The organism is Streptomyces lincolnensis (genome assembly GCF_021173675.1).
GTDB lineage: Bacteria > Actinomycetota > Actinomycetes > Streptomycetales > Streptomycetaceae > Streptomyces > Streptomyces lincolnensis_B.
The window spans coordinates 155,651-173,503 of record NZ_JAIHON010000017.1 but is presented as its reverse complement, the minus strand read 5'-3'; the positions used below and the strand labels follow the sequence as shown (position 1 = coordinate 173,503).

Annotated in this window: 12 protein-coding genes; 7 read left to right on the top strand and 5 right to left on the bottom strand. The window is 72.2% G+C overall.

The genetic code is table 11. The features are described from left to right. Positions 1-25 precede the first annotated feature (25 nt). From K4B79_RS39800 to K4B79_RS39785, 4 genes are all read right to left on the bottom strand, one after another. Positions 26-940, bottom strand: a complete 915-nt coding sequence (locus K4B79_RS39800) for a carbohydrate ABC transporter permease (protein ID WP_232032298.1) — start codon at positions 938-940, stop codon at positions 26-28. Next, positions 937-2,280: a carbohydrate ABC transporter permease gene (locus K4B79_RS39795; protein WP_232032297.1), complete on the bottom strand. Its 1,344-nt coding sequence runs from the start codon at positions 2,278-2,280 to the stop codon at positions 937-939. The genes K4B79_RS39800 and K4B79_RS39795 overlap by 4 nt, the downstream gene beginning before the upstream one ends. Before the next feature lie 4 nt (positions 2,281-2,284). Next, positions 2,285-3,649, bottom strand: a complete 1,365-nt coding sequence (locus tag K4B79_RS39790) for an ABC transporter substrate-binding protein (RefSeq protein WP_232032296.1) — start codon at positions 3,647-3,649, stop codon at positions 2,285-2,287. A 295-nt stretch (positions 3,650-3,944) separates the two neighbouring features. Next, entirely contained in the window at positions 3,945-8,576 is a 4,632-nt protein-coding gene (locus tag K4B79_RS39785; protein ID WP_232032295.1) for an FtsK/SpoIIIE domain-containing protein, read from the bottom strand. 428 nt (positions 8,577-9,004) lie between these two features. On the opposite strand from K4B79_RS39785, the gene K4B79_RS39780 reads away from it, so the two are divergent. The 4 genes from K4B79_RS39780 to K4B79_RS39765 all read left to right on the top strand — a co-directional run bounded on the left by K4B79_RS39780 (position 9,005) and on the right by K4B79_RS39765 (position 14,412). After that, complete coding sequence (locus tag K4B79_RS39780) at positions 9,005-10,648, top strand: serine/threonine-protein kinase (RefSeq protein ID WP_232032294.1); 1,644 nt, start codon at positions 9,005-9,007, stop codon at positions 10,646-10,648. Positions 10,649-10,785: 137 nt separating this feature from the next. Continuing rightward, the gene (locus tag K4B79_RS39775) at positions 10,786-12,030 is read left to right on the top strand and encodes a serine/threonine-protein kinase (RefSeq protein ID WP_232032293.1); all 1,245 of its coding nucleotides are present in this window, start codon (positions 10,786-10,788) and stop codon (positions 12,028-12,030) included. Between the two features lie 301 nt (positions 12,031-12,331). Further along, the gene (gene prfB / locus K4B79_RS39770) at positions 12,332-13,438 is read left to right on the top strand and encodes a peptide chain release factor 2 (RefSeq protein WP_232032292.1); all 1,107 of its coding nucleotides are present in this window, start codon (positions 12,332-12,334) and stop codon (positions 13,436-13,438) included. A 305-nt stretch (positions 13,439-13,743) separates the two neighbouring features. Further along, entirely contained in the window at positions 13,744-14,412 is a 669-nt protein-coding gene (locus tag K4B79_RS39765) for a hypothetical protein (RefSeq protein ID WP_232032291.1), read from the top strand. Positions 14,413-14,520: 108 nt separating this feature from the next. On the opposite strand, the gene K4B79_RS39760 is transcribed toward K4B79_RS39765, so the two are convergent. Beyond that, a complete protein-coding gene (locus K4B79_RS39760) occupies positions 14,521-14,712 on the bottom strand; it encodes a hypothetical protein (protein WP_232032290.1) in 192 nt (63 codons plus the stop codon). A 226-nt stretch (positions 14,713-14,938) separates the two neighbouring features. Here K4B79_RS39760 and ftsE point away from each other — a divergent pair, with 226 nt between their 5' ends. The 3 genes from ftsE (at position 14,939) to K4B79_RS39745 (ending at position 17,824) form a co-directional block, all read left to right on the top strand. Then, positions 14,939-15,628: a cell division ATP-binding protein FtsE gene (ftsE, locus tag K4B79_RS39755; protein ID WP_067433658.1), complete on the top strand. Its 690-nt coding sequence runs from the start codon at positions 14,939-14,941 to the stop codon at positions 15,626-15,628. A 38-nt stretch (positions 15,629-15,666) separates the two neighbouring features. Next, positions 15,667-16,584: a permease-like cell division protein FtsX gene (gene ftsX / locus K4B79_RS39750; protein ID WP_232032289.1), complete on the top strand. Its 918-nt coding sequence runs from the start codon at positions 15,667-15,669 to the stop codon at positions 16,582-16,584. 67 nt (positions 16,585-16,651) lie between these two features. Next, positions 16,652-17,824 (top strand): S41 family peptidase, encoded by a 1,173-nt coding sequence (locus K4B79_RS39745; RefSeq protein ID WP_232032288.1) that lies wholly within the window; start codon positions 16,652-16,654, stop codon positions 17,822-17,824. Positions 17,825-17,853: the final 29 nt, after the last annotated feature.

Genomic DNA, 17,853 nt, shown 5'->3' with positions numbered 1-17,853 from the left:
TTCGTCGATCCTCTTGTCGTACGGGCTACTTGACCGCGCCCGCCATCACCCCGGAGACGAACTGCCGCTGGAACGCGAAGAACACGGCCAGCGGGATCACCATGGAGATGAAGGCGCCGGGGGCCAGGACGTCGACGTTGTCGGCGAAGGCCCGCATCTGGGTCTGGAGCGCGACCGTGATCGGCTGGCTGTCGGCGTTGGAGAACACCAGCGCGATCAGCATGTCGTTCCACACCCACAGGAACTGGAAGATGCCCAGGCTCGCGATCGCGGGCCCGCCGAGCGGCATCACGACCCGCGCGAACAGGCGCAGTTCACCGGCGCCGTCCAGCCGGGCCGCCTCCAGCAGCTCCTTGGGGATCTCGGCGAAGAAGTTCCGCAGCAGGAACACCGCGAAGGGCAGACCGAAGCCGGTGTGGAACAGCACCACGCCCAGGATGGAGCCGAACAGGCCGATCTTGCCGAAGAGTTCGGCGACCGGGATCAGCGCCACCTGCACCGGCACCACCAGCAGGCCGACCACGCCCAGGAACCACCAGTCACGGCCCGGGAACTCCATCCACGCGAACGCGTAGCCCGCGAGCGCGCCGATGACGACGACGAGGACCGTCGCCGGGACCGTGATCAGCACGGTGTTGACCAGCGAGTTGGTGATGTCGCTGTTCTGGAGGAGCTTGTCGTAGCTCTCCAGGGTGAGTTGGGACGGCTTGCTGAAGACCTCCCACCAGCCGCTCGCCGTCATCTCCTGCGGCGGGCGCAGCGACGAGATCAGCAGACCGATCGTCGGGACCAGCCAGAACAGGCCGACGACGATGAGGAAGATCCGGACCGCGCCCCCGCTGACGGCTTCCGCCAGCCGCGCGCCGACCGACCGCTTCGCCCTCACCTCGGTGGTGTCCGGCGGTGCCGCCTTGGTGAGACTTCCGGCGTCCGCTGTCATCGCCGCACCTCCCGCCTGAGCCTGCGGATGTTGAACCACATGACGGGGATGACGAGCAGGAGCAGGAACACCGAGATGGCGCTCGCGATGCCCGGCTGGTCCTCCGAGAAGCCCTTGCGGTACAGCTCCAGGGCGAGGACGTTGGCGTCGTCCTGCGAGGAGCCCGGGGCGATGATGAAGACCAGGTCGAAGATCTTCAGGACGTTGATCATCAGGGTCACGATGACGACCGCGAGGACCGGCGCGAGCAGGGGCACCGTGACGCGCCGGAACACCTGCCACTCGGTCGCGCCGTCGACGCGGGCCGCCTCCAGGAGCTCGCGTGGAATGCCCGCGAGTCCGGCCGCGATCAGCACCATCGCGAAACCGGCCCACATCCAGACGTACGAGCCGATGATGGCCGGGGTGACCAGGGACGGGCCGAGCCAGTCCAGGCCGTTGTACGGCTCCTTGAAGTTGCTCGCGGGCAACCGGAGTTGGGCGCCGTCGGCGGAGGCGGGCAGCGTGAAGGTGCCGTCGTCGGCGGCCTTCGTCGACGCGACGACCTTGCCGTCCTTGACCGCCTCGATCTTCATCCCGGGGTAGCCGAACTCGGACGCGTCGACGCCGCCGAGCGTGCCGACGCCCTTGCCGCGGGTGAAGTCCTGCCAGGTCGTACCGGTGATCTTCCCCGGGTCGGCCTGCGGGGCCGCGGCGGCCTTCGCGCTGTCCGGCATCTGGTCGGGGGCGACCCCCACCAGGGGCAGGGCGACGGCCTCGCCCGTGCGCACGGGCTCCTTGGTGATGAACCCGCCGCTCTGCGCCACCAGCGGCGACTCGCGGCCCGGGTGGGCCTTCGGGAACGCGGACGACTCGGCGAAGGTGTCGTGGATGCCCACCCACACCGCGTTCGCGAACCCCTTGTCCGGGTCCTGGTCGTAGACCAGCCGGAAGATGATGCCCGCCGCCAGCATCGAGATCGCCATCGGCATGAAGACGACGAGCTTGAACGCCGTGCCCCAGCGCACCCGTTCGGTCAGCACCGCGAAGATCAGACCGAGCGCGGTGGCGACCGTCGGGGCGAACACCACCCAGATGATGTTGTTCTTCAGCGCCGTACGGATCCCTTCGTCCGTGAAGAGCGCCTCGTAGTTGTCGAACCCGGCGAAGCCGCTGCCCGACTGGTTGTAGAAGCTGCGGATCAGCGAGTACCCGATCGGGTAGACGACGAGCGCGCCCAGCAGCACGAGAGCGGGCAGCAGGAACAGCACTGCCACGCTCTTGCGGGTGCCGGTCACGCTCTTGCGCGACTTGGGAGCGGCAGGGGTCGGTGGGCCCCCTGCCGCCGTGGCGGACGTCATGCCCTCAGCCTCCGTAGGCGGCCGCCGCGTCCGCCTCCAGCTTCTGCTGGGTGCCCGCGATGTCCTTCGGGTTGTTCAGGAAGTCCGTGAGCGCCTTCCACTCGCCCTTGCCGGGCGTGCCGCCGAAGGCCTGCGGGGCCTGGTCGGACATGTCGAAGCGGAAGTCGTCACCCGAGTCGATCAGCGCCTTGGCGATCTTCTGCTGCACCGGGTTGGGATACGCCGACATGTCCACGCTCTTGTTCGGCGAGAGGTAACCGCCCAGCTTCGCCTGGATCGTCGCCGCGTCCGGGGAGGCCAGGAAGGTGGCCAGTGCCTGCGCCGCCTCGGAGTCCTTCAGGATCACGGCCGCGTCGCCGCCGGAGACCACGGGGGCCGTGTCGCCCACCGCCGGGAACGGGAACACCTTCGCGTCGGTGCCCACCTTCGCCCCGGCCGTACCGATGTTGACCTGCGCGAAGTCGCCCTCGTAGACCATGGCCGCCTTGGGCTGGTCACCGCCCTTGAAGGTCTGGGTGACCGAGGCCGGGAAGTCCGTCTGGAGCGCGCCGGTGGCGACGTAGTCCTTCTTGCCCCAGACCTGGGCCAGGGTGGTGAGCGCGTCCTTGACGGACGGGTCCGTCCACTTGATCTCGTGCTTGGCGAGCTGGTCGTACTTCTCCGGGCCGGCCTGCGAGAGATAGATGTTCTCGAACCAGTCGGTCAGGGTCCAGCCCTCGGCGCCGCCGACGGAGAACGGGGTGACACCGGAGTCGTACACCGTCTGGGCGGTGGTGAGCAGCTCGTCCCAGGTTTTCGGCTCGGTGGCGCCCGCGTTCTCGAAGACCTTGGCGTTGTACCAGATCAGCGACTTGTTGGCGGCCTTGTAGTACACGCCGTACTGCGTGCCGTCGACCTTGCCGATGTCCTGCCAGCCCTGCGAGTAGTTCTTGGCGAGCTCCGCCTTGGCCGCGGTGCCGATCGGCTTGGCCCACTTCTTGTCGACGGCCTGCTTGATGGCGCCGGGCTGCGGGAGCATCGCGACGTCCGGTGGCTGGCCGCCCGCGATCTTCGAGCCGAGGAAGTTGATGATCGGGTCCTGCGCCGGTACGAACGTCACCTTCGCGCCGGTGCGCTTCTCGAACTCCGCGAGGACCTTCTTGAAGTTGGCCTGCTCCGCGCCGGACCAGACGGCGGCGACCTCCAGGCTCTTGCCGTTCAGCTTGGGCAGGGTGACGGTGGCGCCGGTCTCGGTACCACCGGTCGCGCCGGTGTCACTGCTCTTGTCGTCATCGCCGCCGCACGCGGTGAGCGAGAGGGCTCCCGCGAGGAGGACGGCCACGGCTGGGATGAACCTGCGTGTCCGGTATGTGCTGCTCGTGCTGCGCATCACGACCCCGTTCTTCGTGCCTCGTCGAACGTTGGAGCGCTGTCCCGTGCGGTCTGGTCTACGCCTGGGATGTTGTGGTCGGCAAGGGCGCGTTCGCTGTCAAGGGCGGGATCGTGATCCGCCTGTGACCAGGTGCCGCGTGTCTTGGTGGCCGAGTCTGGGGGCTGCCGCCCCCAGGCCCCCGCTTCGGCCCTGAAGGGGCCTCGTCCTCAAACGCCGGACGGGCTGGTGGTGCTGGACGTGGGCTGGGGAGCCGACCGTGGCTGGGGAGTGCCCGGGGGTACTCCTGTGGTGTCTACAGCAGCGAAGGTACCTCCGCCGCCGACACCTCGCGCGCCGCGCGCTCCAGGGCGCTGGCCAGGAGGGCCAGGTCGGTGGGGCCGTTGCCCAGTTCCCGTACGGGGCGACGGGCCGGAGGATCACCCATCCGGTCCCACTCCAGGGGGACGACGGTCGGTCGCAGGGTCGCGGTGCGGGGGATGCGGCCCGTGACACGGCCGCCCTGGAAGGGGGTCGTACGGCCGTCCGCCCAGGACAGCCGACCGCGGCCGGGGGCCGGTTCGTCCGGGCCGGGGGTCGGGGCGTCGAGCGTGACGCGCAGGGCGGCGCGCTTGGCGGGCTCCGACTCGGCCGTACGGCCACCGGCGGTGGCCGCGGCGACGAGGTGCACGCCGAGCCGCTCGCCGTCACGGGCCACGGCCTCCAGCGCGCGTATCACCGAGCCCGCGGCGGGCCTGCCCGGGGAACCCAGCGCGGGGGAGACCAGGGCGTCGAGATCGTCCACGACCACGACCAGCCGGGGGAGTGGCGGTGCCGTCTCCGTCCGGCGGCGGGCCGCCGCGGGGCGCAGCCGGATCGTGGAGCTGGGCGGGGTGTCGAGATCACCGGTGCCCTCGCCGGTGGAGTGGCCGCGCGCCGCCGTGGTCCGTTGCGTGACCATGCGGCCCGACACCTCCCGGCCGGTGTGCCACTCGGCGAAGTCGGACCGCCCCAGCAACTCCGCGCGCCGCTTCAGCTCAGCGCTCAGGGACTGGGCGAACTCCCGCATGCGCACCGGGTCGTTGGCGGTGAGATGGGTCGTGACATGCGGTACGTCCGTACAGACCCGCAGGCCCTCGCCGTGTCCGCCGCCGTCCGTGCCCACGCTGTCCCGGCCGTCTATCAGCACGACGCTCAGCCGGTCGGGACGCTCGGCGGCGGCGAGCGAGGCGACGAGGGCGCGCAGCAGTTCCGTACGGCCGCTGCCCGACGGCCCCTCGATCAGCAGGTGCGGGCCCTCGGCCGCCAGGTCCGCGCAGACCGGGCCGCGCGGTCCGGCGCCGAGCACGGCCCAGGCCCGGCCGCCCAGCGACTCGGTGTCGTCGGCCGCGTCCGCCCAACGGGCCATCAGGGACGCCGGGGTGGCCCGGGCCAGCCCCAACTCGTCCAGCAGCCGGGCCGCCTGGGGCAGCGGCGCCGACACACGCGTGTGCCGCTCACCGGCGGTGCCCTCGGCGCGCAGCGGTGCCAGTGCCCGCGCGAACCGCTCGGCCCAGGCGAGCGAGACGGCGTCCACGGCGGCGACGGTGCCGTGGCCGACGGGGCCGGAGCGGAGCGTGTCGGGGGTGGCCGCCCCGGCTGCTCCGGTGTGCTCGGTGCCGGTGCGGGCCACGCGCATCAGGCGCAGCGCGGTCGCCACGTCTCCGCTGAGCAGCGCCACGGCACCGCACTCCCGGAACGGTGGGACCGCCGCGCAGGCCGCCTCGTACGTCTCGGTCACCGGCGACGCGGGGGACGCGGGCGCGGTCTCGGCGAGGCACACGACATGGATCCCGGCCCGGGGGCCCTCCAGGGCCAGCCGCGCCACCGCCTCCCGCACGGCGGCGCCGCCGGGGTCGCCGTCCACGACGACGACGGTGTACGGGCCTGTGAAGCCTCCGGTCAAGTCCTCCGCGTCCTCGTCCCTGGCCCAGGAAGGGCGTCGGGCCGGCGGGCGGGAGGTGGTCGGGGTCTGCCGCGCGGGTCCGGCCGCCCCTGCCGCGTCCGTCAGGTGGTCCTCCAGACGGCGCAGGAGCTCGTCGGTGCGGGCCGTGGCCTGCTCGCGGTCGTAGGCGAGCAGGAGGCGGCAGTCCTGGCCGTGGCCCGGGCGGACATGGGGGAGCCAGCCGAGCCAGGACCACTCGGCGGTGCGCTCCTGGAGCGAGCGGGAACGGTCGGTGCTGATCAGCACGACTTCCAGGGCGTCCGGGGAGTGCAGCGCGGTGAGCTGGGCGACGACCGCGCGGGCCAGCCCGGCGAGCCGCGCGCGCGGTCCGGCGAGCCCCAGGGCGCCCGCCTCGCGGAGATCCGCGGTCACGGGGACGGCCGGCAGCAGGCCCGAGCCGTCGGGCGCGGCCCGGTCGGCGGTGCCCAGCCGGACGGTGAGCGCCTCCTTGTGGCCCGGAGCGCGTTCCCACAGGCGCGGTCCGGGGCCCAGTGCCGTCAGCAGCAGGGCCGCCGGGTCCGGCCAGGTCTCGGGCGCCTGGGTCGGGGCGGCCGGGGGTGCGGTCGCCTCCTCGTCACGGGCGCTGCTCCCGGTCTCCTCGTACGTCCCGCCGTCGGCCGGCTCCCGCTCCCCGCGCCCACCGGTCAGCCGCCGCGCCCACGCCGACAGCCCACCGCGCTTCCGCACACCCTGCGGCACGTCGGTCCCGCGCAGCGGGGTGCCCTTGCGCCGGCTGCCCTCCGCCGAGACCGCATCCCCGTCCGCCCGCCCCGCCTCTCGCGCGGCGTCGCGCGGGTCCCTCCCGGAGGGCGCGCTCGGACCCTGGCCACGCGGATCCCGCTGCGCGGGGTCGCCGAGGGCTTGGCCGTGCGGGGTGGTGGAAGAGGGGCCGGCAGGGGCCCGGTGCTGTGGATCGGTGGCTGAAGGGCCACCGTGGGTCTGTCCCCCGGGGGTGGTGGCCGAGGGGTCGCCTTGAGTCTGCCCCCGTCGGTCCGTGGCCGAAGGGCCGCCGTAGGTCCGTTCGCGGGTGTCGGCCGACGAGGGGGTACCGGGGGCCTGGCCCCGTGGGTCCGCTCCCGCCGGGCCGCCGGGCGCCTGTCCCCGAGGGGCAGCCGTGGGGTCGCCGTGGGCCCTGCCGCGCGGGTCGGCCGAAGCGGGGTTGCCGGGGGCTTGGCCACGCGGGGCGGTGGAAGAGGGGCCGCCGGAGGGCCGTCCTGCGGCGCTGTCGGTCGGCGAGCCCTCAGGGGCGCGTCCGTGTGGGGCGGTCGGCGAGGAGGCGCCGTAGGACGGTCCACGCGGGTCCGTGCCGGACGGGTCGCCGGGCCTCTGGCCCCGGGAGTGGGGCGCCGAGGGGTCGCCGTGGGTCTGACCGCGCGGGGCGGCTGTCGCCGGGCCGTTGGGGCTCTGGCCCCGGGGGTCGGTGGCCGAGGGGTCGCCGTGGGCACCTCCGCGCGGGTCGGCCGGAGAGGGGCTGCCGGACGCCTGGCCTCGGAGGCCGCTCGGTGCGGAGGCATCGTAGGACGGTCGGCGCGGGTCCGTGCCCGACGGGCCGCCGGGCCGTCGGCGCTGTGGGTCGGTGGCCGAAGAACCACCGTGGGTCTGGCCCCGGGGGTCGGTGGCCGAGGGGTCGCCGTGGGCACCTCCGCGCGGGTCGGCCGGAGAGGGGCTGCCGGACGCCTGGCCTCGGAGGCCGCTCGACGACGAGGCGTCGTAGGACGGTCCACGCGGGTCCGTGCCGGACGGGTCGCCGGGCCTCTGGCCCCGGGAGTGGGGCGCCGAGGGGTCGCCGTGGGGCCGTCCGCGTGGGGCGGTGGGGGAGGAGTTGTAGGGCGTCTGGCCCCGGAAGGCGGTTGCCGGAGGGGTGCCGTCGGCTGAGGGCGGCGCGTCGGACGTACCCGCGCCGGGCAGGTTCCCGCGCGTCCCTGGGGGGTTTCCGGGGGTCGGGGGTCGGGAGGCGGTCGTCCCGGTCACGCCGGATCGGCCGGCGTGGGTCGTCCCGCTGTCGCCGGGACCGGTGCCGGAACCCTGTCGGGGGACGGCCGGCCGTGCTCCCCGTGCCTCGATGCGCGGGGCTCCGCCCTGGCCCGGGACGACGAGCGGTGCTGCGGCGGGGCGGTGGCCCTGGGCGTCGGAGGTGGCCGCGGAGGTGCCCCAGCCCGCGGTGCCGTAGGCATGGTGGGTCTTGCCGGACGGTCCGCCGGCCGTGGTGGATGCCGAGGGCGTCGGCGCGGAGCCGTCGGGCGTGGGTCCCGCTGCCTCGCCGCTCTCGCCCTCCGGAGCCGTCTCCACGCGCACGTGTCCCTCGCCGTCGGGAGCCGTGTGCACGCGGGCCCCCGGGCCGCCGGTCGGCGCGAGGCGCAGTGCCGACTCGCCGATGCGGAGCAGCGCGCCCGGGGTGAAGCGGACCGGGCGGGTGCCCACGCGGACGCCGTCCAGCGTGGTGCCGTTGGTGGAGTCGAGGTCGGCGACCGAGACGCGGCCGTCGGCGCCGACGGTGACCGCGCAGTGCAGACGGGAGACGTCCGGGTCGTCGAGCGGGACGTCGGCGTCGGCGGAGCGGCCGATGTGGATCTGGCCGCCGTGCAGGAGGTGGACCCCGCCCGCGTCGGGCCCGGCGATCACATGGAGCTGGGTCGGGGCGTCGTCGAGCTCGGGATGGGCCTCGGGCTCGCCCGGGGTGCCCAGGGACAGCACGGCGCCGTCTATGAGCGGGGGCTCGCCGAGCGTGCAGCGCTGGGTGTCGAGGCGCTCCTCGGCGGCGTAGAACACGACCTGTCCGCCGCCGCGTTCGGACTCGCCCGCGCGCGAGGTGCCCGCGCCGGAGACCGCCGAGGCGAGCGCCGAGGCGACCGCGGCCAGGGCGGTGCCCGCGGGCGCGGTGACCAGCACGTCACAGCTCGCGGCCCGGCCCGACGCCGGATCAGGGGGGCCCAGCGGGTCTATGACGGTCAGCCGGATCTGCATCGCCGTCAGGGGTCCCTTCCGCACGGGCGCCCGAACGGGTACGGAGCCACCCCGCGGTCCCCCACCGCGGACTTCCCCCACCGCCACGAGCACATCGGCCAGTACTGGAGGCATCCTCGCACCTGCCACTGACAACGCGCCCGCCGCCCGGCATCAAATGATCTTGATTGGTCGGCTCTGCCCGCAAAAGTGCCTGACCGGTGGCGCACTGGTGACCGCTTGAGATCGATCACGTCCGCCCGCGGCAACCAAGCCGACCGAGCCGAGCGTCTTTCCTTCGAACGGAGACGGGAACCGGTACGTAAGACGCACAGAAAGGCGACAAGGGGCCGTCGCGCGTGACGGCACTACAGTGGGTCGGAATACTCGGAACATCGGAACACTCGGACACAAGGCATGCAGCAGGCAAGCAGCAGGGAGTGCATGACGTGCGGCCGGTAGGCAGCAAGTACTTCCTCGAGGAGCCGATCGGACGCGGCGCCACGGGGACCGTCTGGCGAGCCCGCCAGCGCGAGGCCGCCGGCGCCGAGGCGGCGGTGCAGGGCCAGCCCGGGGAGACCGTCGCGATCAAGGTCCTCAAGGAGGAGCTCGCGAGCGACCCCGACATCGTCATGCGGTTCCTCAGGGAGCGCTCCGTCCTGCTCCGCCTGACCCACCCGAACATCGTGCGGGTGCGTGACCTGGTGGTCGAGGGCGATCTGCTGGCCCTGGTCATGGACCTCGTCGAGGGCCCCGACCTGCACCGCTACCTGCGTGAGAACGGGCCGTTCAGCCCGGTCGGCGCCGCGCTGATGACCGCGCAGATCGCCGACGCGCTCGCCGCCAGCCATGCCGACGGCGTCGTCCACCGCGACCTGAAGCCCGCCAACGTCCTGCTGAGGCAGTACGGCGGCCAGATGCACCCGATGCTGACCGACTTCGGCATCGCCCGTCTGGCGGATTCGCCCGGACTGACCCGTACCCACGAGTTCGTGGGCACGCCCGCGTACGTCGCGCCCGAGTCCGCCGAGGGCCAGCCGCAGACCTCCGCCGTCGACATCTACGGCGCCGGCATCCTGCTCTACGAGCTGGTCACCGGCCGTCCGCCGTTCTCCGGCGGCTCCGCCCTGGAGGTCCTGCACCAGCACCTGAGCGCCGAACCGCGCCGCCCCTCCACGGTCCCCGACCCGCTCTGGACGGTCATCGAGCGCTGCCTGCGCAAGAACCCGAACGAGCGGCCCAGTGCCGAGAACCTCGCGCGCGGTCTGCGTACGGTCGCCGAGGGCGTCGGTGTGCACGCGAACTCCGCGCAGATCGCCGCCGCGGAGAGCGTCGGCGTCCTGCTCGCCCCCGACCCGGCCCCGGCGGCCGTCCCGGGCGTCCCCGGCGCCGCCGACCCGACCCAGGTGCTGCCGCACGGCGCGGGCGCCTACGACCCGAACGCCGCGACCTCCGTCATGCCGCACACCGGCGGCCCGGCCGGCGCCGCCGACCCGACCGCCGTCATGCCGCCGGTGCCGCCCGGGCAGCCCGGCCAGGGCGGCCAGGGGGGTCCCGAGGACCCGCACCCCTGGCAGAACCAGCTCCGCGCCGCCCGCGACCGCAACGAACAGACACAGGTCCAGTACCTCGACCCGAACGAGGACCCGCTGCGCCGCCGCCCCCAGCGGCAGGTGGCCCGTCCGCAGCAGCGGCCCCCGCAGCGCCCGCCGCAGCGACCCCAGCAGGGCTACGGCCATCCGCAGCAGCAACAGCCCCAGCAGTACGCCGCACCGCAGCAGCAGCCCCGGCAGCAGCCGCAGCCGCAGCGGTACGCGCCGCCGCCCCAGCCGGAGCCGCGGCGGCCCGCGCGCGAGCCCCGCGAGCCGCGCCAGCGCAGCTCCAACCCGATGAAGATCCCCGGGCTCGGCTGCCTCAAGGGCTGCCTGTTCACGATCGTCATCCTGTTCGTCGCGAGCTGGCTGGTGTGGGAGCTGAGCCCGCTCCAGGACTGGATCGGCACGGGCAAGGGCTACTGGGACCAGCTCGGCGACTGGTTCAGCACGGTGTCCGGATGGTTCGAGAAGCTGGGCGGGAGCTCCTCCTCCCAGTAGCTCCCCGTGGTTTCCGTGACTTCTCGTGGCGAGCTTGGGGATTTGTCGACACCTGGCGGGTGATTTCCGTCTCCGCGGTGAAGGTTGGCTCTTCCGACGCGTACTTTTAACCGCAACACGCGTCTGTAGGAGCAGCCTTGGCACGGAAGATCGGCAGCCGGTACACCGCACACCAGATCCTGGGGCGGGGCAGCGCCGGCACGGTGTGGCTGGGCGAGGGGCCCGAAGGGCCCGTCGCCGTCAAGCTGCTGCGCGAGGACCTCGCGTCGGACCAGGAACTCGTCGGCCGCTTCGTGCAGGAGCGCACGGCACTGCTCGGCCTGGAGCACCCGAACGTGGTCTCCGTACGGGACCTGGTGGTCGACGGCAACGACCTCGCGCTCGTCATGGACCTCGTCCGGGGGACGGATCTGCGCACCCGGCTCGACCGCGAGAAGCGGCTCGCCCCCGAGGCGGCGGTCGCGATCGTCGCGGACGTCGCCGACGGACTGGCCGCCGCGCACGCGGCCGGGGTCGTGCACCGCGACGTCAAGCCGGAGAACGTGCTGCTGGACATGCAGGGGCCGCTCGGCCCCGGCGGGGCGCACCCGGCACTGCTGACCGACTTCGGTGTGGCGAAGCTGATCGACTCGCCGAAGCGGACGCGCGCCACGAAGATCATCGGGACGCCGGACTATCTGGCGCCGGAGATCGTCGAGGGGCTGCCGCCGCGGGCCTCGGTCGACATCTACGCGCTGGCGACCGTCCTGTACGAGCTGCTGGCGGGCTTCACCCCCTTCGGTGGCGGACATCCGGGCGCGGTGTTGCGCCGGCATGTCACCGAGACGGTCGTTCCGCTTCCCGGCATTCCCGACGAGCTCTGGCAGCTCGTCGTGCAGTGCCTCGCCAAGGCGCCGGCCTCGCGGCTGCGGGCCTCCGAGCTGGGGGCGCGACTTCGGGAACTGCTGCCGATGCTGGCCGGGATGCCTCCGCTGGACGTCGACGAGCCGGACACCGAGGCGGAGGAGGACGCGGGGGAGGCCGCCGTGCCGTCAGGGCCGGTGGCCTCCTCGCGGGTGCGGCGGGGGGCTGTGCCGCTGGTGCCGGGGGCGAAGCCGGCCGACTCCAACCGGGACACGCATACGTCGATGCGGGTGCCGGCGCCGGACGAGTTGGCCGGGGGTGCGCGGGGGACTGCGCGGGCGCCGCGGGCCACCGGGGCGCCGCGGCCGGGGTCGGCGCGGAATCGGGCGGCCGCTCGGCGGCGGCGGGTGGTGTTGGGAGTTGGGGCGGTGGTGCTGGCCGCGGCGGTTGGGATGGGGGCTTGGGCGGCCACGGCCGGGGATGATGGCGGGGGGAGTGCTCCCCAGGACACGAAGAACTCGGCGCCGTCGTCGCCGTGACCCCGGTGGGGCAGACGCAGGACGTTCTCGCCCCCGCCGCCCCTACCCGTCCCATCCTGAAGGGGCTCCGCCCCTTCGACCCCGTTTCGGGGGCCGGCCCCCGGACCCCCGCTCCTCAAACGCCGGAGGGGCTGATCTTCCCCGCACCTCTCAGCGCCGGTCAGGCAATCTCAGCCCGTCCGGCGTTTGAGGACGAGGCCCCTTCAGGGCCGATCGGGGGTCTGGGGGCGGAGCCCCCAGGGACGGGATCCGGGGATGAGGCTCGGCGGAGCTTCGTTGCGGTTGCCGTTAGGCTGGAGGCGTGGCAGTCGTCGATGTATCCGAAGAGCTCAAGTCCCTCTCCTCGACCATGGAGTCGATCGAGGCCGTTCTGGACCTCGACAAGCTGAGGGCAGACATCGCCGTGCTCGAGGAGCAGGCGGCCGCGCCGTCCCTGTGGGACAACCCGGACGAGGCGCAGAAGATCACCAGCAAGCTGTCCCACCTCCAGGCCGAGGTCAGGAAGGCGGAGGCGCTGCGCGGCAGGATCGACGATCTCTCCGTGCTCTTCGAGATGGCCGAGGAGGAGGACGACCCGGACACCCGCGCCGAGGCCGAGTCCGAGCTCACCGCCGTCAAGAAGGCACTGGACGAGATGGAGGTCCGGACGCTGCTGAGCGGTGAGTACGACGCCCGCGAGGCGCTCGTGAACATCCGCGCCGAGGCCGGTGGCGTCGACGCCGCCGACTTCGCGGAGAAGCTCCAGCGGATGTACCTGCGCTGGGCGGAGCAGAAGGGCTACAAGACCGAGGTCTACGAGACGTCGTACGCCGAGGAGGCCGGCATCAAGTCGACCACCTTCGCCGTGCAGGCGCCGTACGCCTACGGGACGCTCTCCGTCGAGCAGGGCACGCACCGGCTCGTGCGCATCTCGCCGTTCGACAACCAGGGACGCCGGCAGACCTCCTTCGCGGGCGTCGAGATCCTCCCCGTGGTCGAGCAGACCGACCACATCGAGATCGACGAGTCCGAGCTGCGGGTGGACGTGTACCGGTCGTCCGGGCCCGGTGGCCAGGGCGTCAACACCACCGACTCCGCGGTGCGGCTGACCCACCTCCCCACCGGCATCGTGGTCTCCTGCCAGAACGAGCGCTCGCAGATCCAGAACAAGGCGAGCGCGATGAACGTGCTCCAGGCCAAGCTGCTGGAGCGGCGCCGCCAGGAGGAGCAGGCCGCGATGGACGCGCTCAAGGGCGACGGCGGCAACTCCTGGGGCAACCAGATGCGTTCGTACGTCCTGCACCCGTACCAGATGGTCAAGGACCTGCGCACCGATTTCGAGGTCGGCAACCCCGAGGCCGTTTTCAACGGTGAGATCGAGGGATTCCTGGAGGCCGGCATTCGCTGGCGCAAGCAGCAGGAGAAGTAAGTTTGTCGACAAGGCAACCGCCGCCCGCCGGGCGGCGGTTGCCTTTTCCGTGCCCGGTTCTATGCCTGATGTCTGGGTTTTACGTCACACTCACACACTCCATCTCCCGGCAAAGATCCCGAAGCTGGACATTGCGCGCGCAATGGCCTTGACGTTGCTTTGAAAAATGGGAAGGGTGACGCTCGGCATGCGTATCTCTGGGGCGCATGTGAACCGGGGGATCTGAAACGCAGTTGTCTCCCCCCGTCGATCACGGCCCCCGAGCGCCGCCTCATTGACGATGAGCTACTGGGGGTAGCAACCACATGACGAAGAAGACGCGGATCCGGATCGCGCGCATAGCCGCCGGTGCCGTGATCGCCGCCGGCGCCTCACTGACCGCTGCCGGCGCTGCTTCCGCGCTGGAGATCGGTGTGAGCGTGGGCGAGAGCGGGGTCGGCGTGAACGTCGACACCGGCCTCGGCGACGGCGACCCGACCGACCCGACCGACCCGGGTACGGGCATCCCGACCGAACCCAACGAGCCGCCGACCACCCCGCCGGTCACCGAGGACCCGACGGACCCCGAGGAGCCGCCGACCACCCCGCCGGTGACCGAGGACCCGACCGACCCGACGGACCCCACTGACGAGCCGACCGAGCCCACCGAGGACCCGACCGACCCGGGCAACGGGAACGGCAATGGGAACGGCAACGGCGGCGGCAACGGCAACGCCGGTGGCGGCAACAGCAACACCGACCCCGACGGCGGTTCCGGCACCTCCGCCCAGGAGGAGGGCTCCTCGGCCCTCACCGACACCGGCACGGACACCTCGTCCGAGACGTCGGCCCAGGGCAACGGCGCCGAGCTCGCCGAGACCGGTGCCGCGCAGACCACCTTCCTGGTGATCGGTGCCGCCACGATGATCGCCGGTGGCATCGGCTTCCGCATCCTGCCGCGCCTGGTGGGCGGCCGGGGTGGCGCCGTCGCCTGACGGTAGCCGTCCGATGATCCACCGTATGCGTGACGTACGGTGAAGGGCCCGGAGCGAGACCTCGCTCCGGGCCCTTCGTATGCCTCGTACGCCCTCGCGGACCGCGCGCTAGGCGGTCTGGTGCGCCAGCAGCGCCAGGGCCGCGATCAGGACCGCCAGCAGCACGATCAGCGCCATGGGGTTCAGTCCGGCGAAGGGGTTGTCCTGCTGCAGCCGCTCGCGGTTGGCGCGGCACACGGGGCACCGGCCCTCGCTCACGGGCGCCGCGCAGTTCGCGCACACCAGCCGGTCGTACGTCATGCGCCTCGCCCTCCTAGCACCGGTTCCATGTGTGTCAACGCTCTCGGGAGTCAGAACGTTCCCCCTCCCCTACTGTGCCAGGTTCCTCCGGGGGCTGCCTGTGCGCTCCCGGAAGGCGCTGTACAAAAGGGCACAAGCTCCACGCAACCGCGACCGGTGCCTGCGCCGGTACACCCGGTTCGCGTATGGTCACGCTCATCTACCCCCGGCGACCCGTGGTGCATCCGTGATCCGATTCGACAACGTATCCAAGGTCTACCCCAAGCAGACCCGCCCCGCACTCAGGGATGTGTCCCTGGAAGTGGAGAAGGGCGAGTTCGTGTTCCTCGTCGGGTCCTCCGGCTCCGGAAAGTCCACCTTCCTGCGGCTGGTCCTTCGCGAGGAGCGGGCCAGCCACGGTCAGGTGCACGTCCTGGGCAAGGACCTCGCGCGCCTGACCAACTGGAAGGTGCCGCAGATGCGGCGCCAGCTGGGGACGGTCTTCCAGGACTTCCGGCTGCTGCCCAACAAGACGGTCGCCGAGAACGTGGCCTTCGCGCAGGAGGTCATCGGCAAGTCGCGCGGCGAGATCCGCAAGTCCGTTCCCCAGGTCCTCGACCTCGTCGGGCTGGGCGGCAAGGAGGACCGGATGCCCGGTGAGCTCTCCGGTGGTGAACAGCAGCGGGTGGCGATCGCGAGGGCCTTCGTCAACCGGCCGAAGCTGCTCATCGCCGACGAGCCCACCGGCAACCTCGACCCGCAGACCTCCGTCGGCATCATGAAGCTGCTGGACCGGATCAACCGGACCGGCACGACCGTGCTGATGGCGACGCACGACCAGAACATCGTGGACCAGATGCGCAAGCGCGTCATCGAGCTGGAGAAGGGCCGTCTCGTCCGCGACCAGGCACGCGGCGTCTACGGCTACCAGCACTGACGACCGATCTGCTCCACGGAAAGGCTTAACCAGACGCCATGCGCGCCCAGTTCGTACTCTCCGAGATCGGTGTCGGTCTCCGCCGCAACCTGACGATGACCTTCGCGGTGATCGTCTCCGTCGCCCTGTCGCTCGCCCTGTTCGGCGGGTCGCTCCTGATGAGCGACCAGGTCAACACGATGAAGGGCTACTGGTACGACAAGGTCAACGTCTCGGTCTTCCTCTGCAACAAGAGCGACGCCGAGTCGGACCCGAACTGCGCCAAGGGCGCGGTCACCGACGAGCAGAAGCAGCAGATCAAGTCCGACCTGGACAAGATGTCCGTCGTCCAGACGGTGACGTACGAGTCGCAGGACGCGGCGTACAAGCACTACAAGGAGCAGTTCGGCGACTCCCCGCTGGCGGCCTCCCTCACGCCGGACCAGATGCAGGAGTCGTACCGCATCAAACTGAAGGACCCGGAGAAGTACCAGGTCATCGCGACCGCCTTCGACGGGCGGGACGGTGTGCAGTCGGTGCAGGACCAGAAAGGCATCCTGGACAACCTCTTCGGGCTGCTGAACGGCATGAACTGGGCCGCGCGCGCGGTGATGGCGCTGATGCTGGTCGTGGCGCTGATGCTGATCGTCAACACCGTGCGCGTCTCGGCGTTCAGCCGTCGGCGCGAGACCGGGATCATGCGGCTGGTCGGCGCCTCGGGCTTCTACATCCAGGCGCCGTTCATCATGGAGGCCGCGGTCGCCGGTCTCATCGGCGGGACGGTCGCCTGCGGGTTCCTGGTGATCGCCAGATACTTCCTCATCGACCACGGCCTCGCCCTCCAGGAGAAGCTGAACCTCATCAACTTCATCGGCTGGGAAGCCGTCCTGACGAAGCTGCCGCTCATCCTGGCGACGAGTCTGCTGATGCCCGCGTTGGCGGCGTTCTTCGCGCTGCGCAAGTACCTGAAGGTGTGACGCACGCCAAGAGGGCCGTACGGTCAACCGACCGTGCGGCCCTCCGCGTTGTCCTAGACTCACCGGCATGTCAGGCCGAGACCTGTTCTGCCAGCCCCGCCGCATCCGCCGCGGGGCCGCCCTGACATTGGTCTTCGCGAGCGTGCTGATGGCCGGTGCGGCGACCGGTTCCTTCCCGGAGGCCGACCGCCCCGGCCGGAAGACGCCCGCTGACCCCGGCCGTCCCACCGCCCCCGTGAACACGCACGAGGACGTGGCGCAGGCCGCCCAGGAGGCCATGGCCGCCGGCACGTCCCCCATGGAGGCCGCCGAACGCGCGGTCAGCCGCAGCGGGGACCGGTGGGGCGCCGTCTACTCCCAGGGGGAGTACGAGGAGTTCGAGGAGGCCCTCGACGGCCAGTACACCGGCGTCGGCCTGTGGGCGCGGCGCGAGAGGGACGGCCGTATCGAGGTCGCCAGGGTGCGTTCCGGGTCGCCGGCGGCCGCCGCCGGGATCCGCGAGGGCGACCGGCTGCGCAGTGTCGACGGCAGGAAGGTCGACGGACGTCCGGTCACCGACGTGGTCTCCTTACTGCGCGGTGACGCCACGGACGCGGCCGCCGGTACGGCCGTCCGGCTCGGACTGGAACGCGGCACGCGCGCGTGGCAGCTCACCGTACGGCGGGCCCTGCTGTCCACCGACTCGGTCACCGTTCGCACGCTCGACGGCGGGATCACCGTCGTCAGGATCTCCGCCTTCACCAAGGGCTCCGGCGACGCCGTCCGCACCGCGGTACGGCAGGCCCCGGCCGGTGCCGGGATCATCCTCGACCTGCGCGGGAACTCCGGCGGCCTGGTCACCGAGGCCGTCACCACCGCCTCCGCCTTCCTCGACGGCGGCCTCGTCGCCACCTACGACGTCGAGGGCGACCAGCGCGCCCTGCACGCCGAGCCCGGCGGCGACACCACCAGACCCCTGGTCGCGCTCGTCGACGGCGGCACGATGAGCGCGGCCGAGCTGCTGACCGGTGCCCTGCAGGACCGCGGCCGCGCGGTCGTCGTGGGCTCCCGCACCTTCGGCAAGGGCTCGGTCCAGATGCCGAGCCGGCTGCCCGACGGTTCCGTCGCCGAGCTGACCGTCGGCCACTACCGCACCCCGTCCGGCCGCGGGGTCGACGGCCGGGGCATCACGCCCGACCTGGAGGTCGAGCGGCAGGTGCTGGAGCGGGCCGAGACGGTACTGAGCGGCCTCGGGCAGTGAGCCCCGCTCCCCTCCCTCTTTAATGCGCT